The sequence below is a fragment of the Pseudoalteromonas sp. MER144-MNA-CIBAN-0113 genome (genome assembly GCF_040308965.1).
Classification (GTDB): Bacteria; Pseudomonadota; Gammaproteobacteria; order Enterobacterales; family Alteromonadaceae; genus Pseudoalteromonas; species Pseudoalteromonas tetraodonis.
On sequence record NZ_JBEOOG010000414.1, the window covers coordinates 1 to 262 of the forward strand.

General features: G+C 44.3%; 1 protein-coding gene. It reads left to right on the forward strand.

Annotated features, from left to right (window positions below; translation table 11 throughout):
* The coding region (locus tag AAEY57_RS20295; protein WP_350608696.1) for a cation:proton antiporter domain-containing protein at nucleotides 1-262 on the forward strand (262 nt) is incomplete at both ends.

The window sequence follows — 262 nt, forward strand, 5'->3', positions numbered from 1 at the left end:
ATTATGTAGCGCACACGCTGGCGGTTGAAGCCGGTGGCGGTATTGTTTTTGGTTTGGTATTAGGTGGTATTTTATATTACTTACTCAAAAGTATTGATAGTTACCAAGAAGAAGTACTACTTACTTTAGCGGGTGTTATTGGTGGTTATGCACTGGCTAGCCATTGGCATTTGTCGGGCCCACTTGCAATGGTAATGATGGGGCTAATGGTGGGCAATCATGGTCGTAGTATGGCTATGAGCGACAAAACACGCCATTACGT